General features: G+C 65.8%; 7 protein-coding genes. 2 read left to right on the plus strand and 5 right to left on the minus strand.

The window, feature by feature from the left end; genetic code table 11:
- The 5 genes from J5Y10_RS27435 to J5Y10_RS27455 all read right to left on the minus strand — a co-directional run.
- Nucleotides 1-372: recombinase family protein (locus J5Y10_RS27435; RefSeq protein WP_209377331.1), on the minus strand; the 372-nt coding region annotated here is incomplete at its 3' end.
- A gap of 83 nt (nt 373-455) precedes the next feature.
- Nucleotides 456-1868 (minus strand): amidohydrolase, encoded by a 1413-nt coding sequence (locus tag J5Y10_RS27440; protein ID WP_209377333.1) that lies wholly within the window; start codon nt 1866-1868, stop codon nt 456-458.
- A gap of 177 nt (nt 1869-2045) precedes the next feature.
- Nucleotides 2046-2744, minus strand: a complete 699-nt coding sequence (locus tag J5Y10_RS27445; protein ID WP_209377334.1) for a recombinase family protein — start codon at nt 2742-2744, stop codon at nt 2046-2048.
- Nucleotides 2744-3505, minus strand: coding sequence for a DUF3489 domain-containing protein (locus J5Y10_RS27450; protein WP_209377335.1), 762 nt, complete (start codon nt 3503-3505; stop codon nt 2744-2746). Before J5Y10_RS27450 ends, J5Y10_RS27445 begins: the two co-directional genes overlap by 1 nt.
- A gap of 466 nt (nt 3506-3971) precedes the next feature.
- Entirely contained in the window at nt 3972-4334 is a 363-nt protein-coding gene (locus tag J5Y10_RS27455) for a hypothetical protein (RefSeq protein WP_209377337.1), read from the minus strand.
- 591 nt (nt 4335-4925) lie between these two features.
- Here J5Y10_RS27455 and J5Y10_RS27460 point away from each other — a divergent pair.
- A complete protein-coding gene (locus J5Y10_RS27460) occupies nt 4926-5471 on the plus strand; it encodes a helix-turn-helix domain-containing protein (protein WP_209377339.1) in 546 nt (181 codons plus the stop codon).
- Nucleotides 5472-5538: 67 nt separating this feature from the next.
- The coding region (locus J5Y10_RS27465) for a DUF72 domain-containing protein (protein WP_408901606.1) at nt 5539-5781 on the plus strand (243 nt) is incomplete at its 3' end.

The following is a 5781-nucleotide window of genomic DNA, read 5'->3' on the forward strand; positions in this document are numbered from 1 at the left end:
CCCGTTGCGATCCGTCCTGCGATCGTCGCACGACCAGTCGTTCACCAACTGGCCGGCATCACTCCCGCAGAAGTCCACACCTCTCCACCACCTCACAAGGCGGCCATCACCGGCCGCATACGCATAGACCCGCATCATCAAGTCATCGGCGCCCAGCATGTCGGCCGCCCGGATCGAGATCCCCTCTGCCCAGAGCGGTGAGAGGGTGTGGGCACGCCGGGTGATCCGATCGAGGCGGGCGGCCACCAGCACTGCCCCGAGCTGGCGGCAGCGGGTAGGCGCTGCCTGGAACCCGGGGCGCCGACCGTCCGTGCCGGAGGCAACGTCCTGGTGCTCGATGACGAGTTTTTGGCCCGCGCGCTCCTCGTGCACGAGCCCACTTGTTCATGACACGTAGAGACGGGGGAGCGCCGCCAACCAAACATGGCGGAAGCACGCCCCTTAGTCCCGTGCGGTTAGCCGATAGTGCCGCTTCGGGTGAAATCGGCCACCAAGTGCAGCGAAGCGCGCAGCCCGAGCAGCATGCCTGCTTCGTCAACTCGGAAACGCGGTGAGTGGTTCACTGGGACGCTGGCTGGGTCTACCCCGGGCGGGGCAATTCCCACCCAGAAGTACAACCCCGGCACGTCCTGCGCAAAATAGGCGAAGTCGTCGCCAGCCATCGATCGCGGTGACATCCGGAGCCCATCACCGCCAGCCACGCGCGCAAGTGAGGGCAGCATCCGTTCGGTTAGCTCGGGATTGTTGACCGTCACGGGATAGCCGTTTCGCTCCCAGTGCACCGTCGCGCTCCCGTCCATGCCTTTGGCGATGGTCTCCGCGATTTCGGTCACACGGCGCTGCATGTAGGCGCGCCGCGCCTCGTCATAGGTCCGCAGCGTACCGTTCATCTCTGCGCGGTCTGGGATGATGTTGTTGCGCGCGCCCCCATGGAACTGCCCGATGGTCAAGACGGAGGGCTGGTCCACATTCACCTGCCGGCTCTGGATCGTCTGGAGGGCAGTGATAATCTGTGCTCCGATGACGATTGGGTCCACGCCGGTCCAGGGGCGCGCGCCATGGGTTTGGCGGCCGTTCACGACGATCCGGAACTCGTCCGCGCTGGCATGGGCCGGGCCTGGGCAGTAGCCGAGGGTCCCAACGGGCAGTCCGCTCACCATGTGCAGGCCGAACACCACATCAGGCTTCGGGTCCGAATATGCTCCCTCAGCCAGCATGCGCTTCGCGCCGCCAATCTCACCGGCCGGCAGGTTCTCCTCCGCAGGCTGGAACAGAAGCTTAACCGTACCCTTCAGCTCCGAGCGATGAGCGGCCAGTACTTCTGCGACAGCCATGAGGATAGCAGTGTGGCAGTCATGCCCGCAGGCATGCATCACCGGCACCTCGACCCCGCCCCACTGGGCACGGGCGGTAGACGCAAAAGGCAGGTCCACCTCCTCGGCCACCGGAAGTGCGTCCATGTCGGCCCGTAGTGCTACCACGGGACCATCGCCGGCGCCGCCACGCAGGGTTGCTACGACACCGGTCACCGCCACTTGCTCCCGCACCTCGTAGCCGAGACTGCGTAGATGCGAGGCCACCAAGCCGGCAGTGCGCGTCTCCTGGTTGCCGAGCTCCGGGTTTTGGTGAATGTCACGGCGCCACCCGATCATACGCGCTTCGAGCGCTTGAGCGGCTGCATCAAGCTTCAGGTGTAAGGGTCTGCCAGCACCTGGCGTGACCGCTAGCGCGCTGTGGAAGGCCGGCAGGGCGCAGCAGGCACAGGCAGCGGCCAGAAAGCCGCGGCGTGAAGTGCCAGTCGGTGTGTCAGGCGGGGTCACGAGTTCCGCGGAGAGTGTCCTCATATGGCTGCGCTTGAAAAAGGCCATGATCCGCGTGTCCTGCTGCAGGGAGAAGCCTACACTTGGCTTCAACCCCACAGCAACATTCCCAAGTTTCTGCTCGCTGCTGACGGTTTACGGATACAACTCACCTTTCAGCTCGACACCCCCGCATAGCCTCTGTGATGGGGCAGCCCGAAGTAAGTCGGCCTTTCGCAATCCCAGTCAGTGCATAACTCTTGCCACCGTCGTGTGAGTCCAAACCGCGCCGCCTCTAGGCGTTGGCACCCCGCACTCGGTCAGCGCCCGCGCCATCCCGGCGTGGGTCGTGACGCCGTTCGCCCGTAACGCTTCCAGTTCCAAGGCGAGCCGGTATGCCGTCCGGGTCGCCTCCTCCCGGCGCACCTCTGAGGCGGCGGCAGTACAGGGCGGCAACGGCGGCCGCCACCCCCGATCCCCGCCCAACACCGCTCCCCTAGCCTGAGCTGCGGCCAGCGCCGCTCGGGCGCGTTCCGAGATCAGCTCCCGCCCCTTCTGCGCCATCGTCGCGTAGACCCGCATCATCAGGTCATCCGCTCCCGGCATGTCAGCGGCCCGGATGGAAAGTCCTTCCTCCAGCAGCTGCGAGAGGGTGTGTGCCCGGCGGGTAATCCGATCGAGACGCGCGGCCACCAGCACCGCCCCGAGTTGGCGGCACCGGGTCAGGGCCGCCTGGAACCCGGGCCGCCTGTCGTCCTTGCCGGACGCGATGTCCTGGTGCTCGGCGACCAACGCCCAGCCCTCGCGCTCGACGAAGGCCCGGACGCTCGCCTGCTGTGCCTCAAGGCCCAGGCCCGAGTGCCCCTGCTCAGCGGTCGAGACCCGGTACAGCGCGACGGCATAGCGGGGCTGGGTGGAGCCGCGGGAGATGCGGGAGACGGCCATCAACCCTGCCCTCCCTCGGCAGCGACCGGCGCGATCCGGTACACGCTGTAGCTGCCCTTCGCACCTTGGGCGCCCGGCCCGACCTGGCGGACCCGCTCCAGCACCTCGACCGCGTGGCCCTTCTTCTTTAGCCCAGCCAGGAAGCCCCGAACCGTGTGCTGCGCCCAGCCGGTCGCGTCCATGATCCCGGCGATGGTGGCGCCGTCCTCCCGGCGCAGGAGGGTGCGGACGGCGTGGTGCTTGGTGCCCTCGCGCGGACGGCGTGGAACAGAGGGGTCGCGAGGTGGACGGGTTGCGGCTGCACGGCTCAGGGCGGCCCGGAGCGCCTCAATGGAAGCCGGCAGGGCAGAGCGCTCCATGCCCGCGTCCCAGGCCACGAGCAGGGCGATAGCGGCATCCCGAAGCGAGACCCAGGGAGGTGGCAGGGAAGCGGGTGCGACAGACGGCTCCTGGTCTCCCTGGGCAGCGGTGATGCCCGGCTGCCCCTCTCCGCCCTCCTGTGTGCTCACGTCGGCCTCTCTGGCCGGCTCCGCCGTGCACGGCGCGCCCACCGCCTCCAGCCCGGCCGCGGTGATCCGCAACACCGTCGTGCCGTCATCGGGCTCGGGCATCTCCTCCAGCAACCCGGCCCGTCGCATGCTCTGGACCACCGCGTTGCGAGCGGCGGCGGGCAGGTGTGGAGGCGCCTCGGCCAGCCGCTTCGGGTGCTGGGTGGCCGACGCTAGGATCTGCGCCTGTGTGGGGGAAACCGGCTTGGTCATCGTCAGGTCCCTGGATCGGACCCGACCAACCGGGTCCTACGACCCAGAGCCCTGACCAGAGTGGGTCAGGGTGGCGAGGGAGGATGCTGGTACCTTCCGCGCCACTGACGCTTCGCTCTGATCGGGAGGGAAGCCAAGCATGGCCCAGACGAATTGAGCGCTTTCCCGGCCGCATCGCGGCAAGTGCGCCGAACTGAGCCGGGCCCGCAACGCCCCGCGAAGCCGGCGCGGAGCCGAGAGTTCTAGAAGGGCAACAGGCACAGCCTTTGAGTTAGGCCAGGATGGCGCCTCAGGGCCTGCGGCGGGAGGACGTATGGTGAGCGGAGTGCAGATCGGAACAGCCGGATGGAGCCTCCCCAAGCAGCACGCCGGATGCTCAAGCGATTTCAGGAAAGGCGCCAGCCATCGTTCCAGCTCCGTCCGCCAACCCGCGCCCGACACCATGACCGCCGCCGATCATCTCAGATCAGAGCGCCTCACAACCAGCCCAGTTCCAACAGTCTGCCTGGGTTAGCGGCAGTGAGGCGACCTCGCCCTCCATGGCTCGGACAATTCTATGCGCCACTGCAGTATCACGCATGGGGAGCTGCTCCATTCGCACCGTCTCTCGCCAGCGATCCTGCCATTGAGCAAGGCGGGCGTTGACCTCGCCTGGTGGCGACAGGTGCCGGATCAGTTCTAGTCCGACGGCATGCAGCAGAGCTCTGGAGAGCTCCCGCTCGTTGAAGCAGGCCACCAAGTCATCGAGAAGCTTACCGAGATCATCCAGGTCTACCTTGACCTGGTCACAGCTCGGCTGCCTGCGTGTCGCTTCGATGTGGCGCGCCAATTGCGCCCCTCCCTTCTTTATTTAGGAGGTTCCCAGGTTCTCCGGCGATGGCAGCAAGCGTCAACTGTACTGACGCGACCAGGAAGACGGCCACATCAGCTTTGTGTCGACAAAAACACGATCCGTGACGCCGGCCGGGGCTGCCGGATGCGTCGGCAGCATGAGGAAATGAGCCACCAAGCTCAGGCGCGTTGCGCAGGCCTGCTCATGAACACAGGCTGAACACAGAGCACTACCAGCTTCAACGACCACTTCGACGAGTCGAAGAGAAAACGAATCCCGAATTTTGGGATTCAGTGGCCGCTTCAGCAACCACCTCCGGCAGCAGGTGTCCTGAAGTGCATCAACAGAGCCATTCGAATGCCGAACAGCCCTGCTTCCACCTCTGATTGAAATTCAGCCTCTAAGGTGTTCTCAGAGCTCAAGTTTCCACCTCAGATTTGTAACAAATAAGCCATGCTAAACTCGACTTTGTGTTTGATTTGACTGTTTGCTTTCTAAGGTCGATCGGCGTATCAGTCCTCGCCTCAAATATGAGACGAACGCCCAGATCCGTGCCACCTTCGGCCGGGTTGGGGAGGAGCAACAATCATGACCGCCCATTCCGCCCAGCGCGTGGATACGTTTGCGGAAAACGTTGTACAGCTGCCTGCCTCCCCCGGGACTGGGATCCTGGCGAGGATCGCTGAGCAGCAGGCCCATGCCGGCAGGTTGTCCCAGCACCTGGAGCACCAGAGAGCGCGTGATCCGATGGGCATTGCTCAGCGCTCGCCCACATTGTCGGACGCTGCTGTGGGGCGCGAAATCCGTGAACTCCGCCGCGCGCAGGGGCGGACGCAGAAGGAGCTGGCGAGAGTTGTGGGCGTGACGGGAGCCCAGCTGCATCGCTACGAAATGGGCACCACGCGGATCGCGGCCAGCCGGCTGATCGCGATCGCGAATGCACTCGACATCCGTCCCGACGTACTGATCGCTGCCGGATCCAGCCAAGATGATGCGCCCGAACCTGCGCCGACCTTCCAGCCCGGCCCGGGGGACGACATCGTCGAGCTGATCCAGGCCTTCAGCACCATCACTGATCCGAAGCGCCGCGCTGCCCTGATCGCCGTGGCGAAGATGATGGCGTCCCGGCATTAAGAGCCTGCCCGGCCGCATCGCCGCAAGTGCGCCGAACCGAGCCGGAGCTGCTGTGGGAGGACGTATAGTGAGCGGGGTGCAAATCGGAACTGCCGGGTGGAGCATCCCCAAGCAGCACGCCGGCGAGTTCGACGCGGACGGCTCCCACCTGGAGCGCTATGCGCGCCGCCTGCCCGCGGTCGAGATCAACTCCTCCTTCTACCGTCCGCACCGGCCGGCGACCTATGAGCGCTGGGCCGCAAGCACGCCGGAGAGCTTCCGCTTCTCGGCAAAGGTGCCGCGCACGATCACCCATGACTGCCGCCTCAAG

Source organism: Roseomonas indoligenes, from assembly GCF_017813365.1.
Taxonomy (GTDB): domain Bacteria; phylum Pseudomonadota; class Alphaproteobacteria; order Acetobacterales; family Acetobacteraceae; genus Roseomonas; species Roseomonas indoligenes.